Source organism: Oribacterium sp. C9 (assembly GCF_002007235.1).
In the GTDB taxonomy this organism is placed as follows: Bacteria; Bacillota; Clostridia; order Lachnospirales; family Lachnospiraceae; genus Oribacterium.
The window spans coordinates 1-562 of sequence record NZ_MUHW01000082.1; the positions used below are offsets into that span (position 1 = coordinate 1).

Annotated in this window: 1 protein-coding gene; it reads left to right on the forward strand. The window is 38.1% G+C overall.

Annotated elements, in window-relative coordinates:
• Positions 1 to 119: 119 nt before the first annotated feature.
• Positions 120 to 562 (forward strand): PD-(D/E)XK nuclease family transposase (locus BXO88_RS16255; protein WP_206100010.1); only part of this gene is annotated, 443 nt, incomplete at its 3' end.

Consider the following 562-nt stretch of genomic DNA (forward strand, 5'->3'; position numbering starts at 1 on the left):
CAGCCGTTTAAGAGTCTAAAATTTCTTTTAAATTCATCTCTATTTCTTTTATCTATGATATATTCATACTATACATATATATCTTGGCTGTTTCTATTCCAACATTTGAGAGGTAATAAATGTCAGAATTAACTATCGAAGAGAAGAAAGCCAAGGTAAAGGACCTTCGCCCTATTGATGATGTCTTCTTTGAAGTACTTGCAAAAAATCCCGGTGTCATGGAGGAAATTCTATGCACTGTTCTCGAAGATGATAACCTCATCGTAAAGGATGTGATCGTTCAAAGTGATGAACGGAACATCTATGGCAGGTCTGTAAGACTTGATGCACTCTGCCTGCTTGGCAATGGAGTACGTTGTAATGTCGAAGTACAGAGATCTGATAATGATGATCATTTCAGACGCGTGCGTTTCAATGAATCCAGCATTACAGTCAGAGATTCTCAGTCAGGTACTGATTTTAAAGAAATCCCGGATGTACATGTTGTGTATATCTCAGAATTTGATATCATCGGAGCTGGTCATACCATATACCATGTCAACAAAGTGATCGCCGAAACAGG